This is a genomic window from Carnobacterium sp., from assembly GCF_032094055.1.
Lineage (GTDB): Bacteria > Bacillota > Bacilli > Lactobacillales > Carnobacteriaceae > Carnobacterium_A.
Genome location: NZ_DAMDAK010000011.1, coordinates 9760 through 10413, shown reverse-complemented (window position 1 = coordinate 10413; position 654 = coordinate 9760). Strand labels below are relative to the sequence as shown.

The window sequence follows — 654 nt, the reverse complement described above, 5'->3', positions numbered from 1 at the left end:
CAGGTCCTTTTGTAGTTAGTGAAGACAAATTCTTTCAGTATGTAGAACAATTCATTCATGAAGGGGAATTTAAAGAATATGTCTCCAAACTAGCTGATTTTCGTAATGAATTTTGCAGATGGGAAAATGGCCGAGCATCTGAAAAAGTTTTTAAAGAATTAGATATAGAAATATGAATGGTTTAATTAAAAATTAAGAACAATAAAAAATGAAAGACTTATTTTATAAGAACAAGAAATTTTTTCTTGTTCTTTAAATCTAATTTAGAAAGAAATGAGTGTATGAATAGTGGATACTAAAAAAATAAAAGAGGTTAGCAAATTTTATCTTAGTCCTTTGAAAGAAAAAATTAGCAATGAAAAAAAAAGGTTAACTAGCTACTATATTAAAACGATTGAGAACAAAGAAGTAGTTCCCAATACCTTTTTACTAGAAGCTTATCACGGGGTAAGTTTGACTGGGAATGTTTTTGCATTATTTACTCAATTAATTAAAGAGGATACTTTGAAAAACGCACAATTTTATTGGGCTACAGTAAATTTAAATGATCCGATGATTCAAAAAATTAAAAATGAGTATCCTGAATATTCGAATATTCACTTTGTAGAATATGAAAGCAAAAAATATTTTATGTTATTAGCTACTTGTCACTAT

The 654-nt window shown here is 26.9% G+C and carries 2 pseudogenes; both read left to right on the top strand.

Annotated elements, in window-relative coordinates:
* A pseudogene (locus RT405_RS13465) lies at positions 1 to 176 on the top strand (CDP-glycerol glycerophosphotransferase family protein); the annotation flags it as partial.
* A gap of 112 nt (positions 177 to 288) precedes the next feature.
* Positions 289 to 654, top strand: a pseudogene (locus tag RT405_RS02975) (teichoic acid biosynthesis protein); the annotation flags it as partial.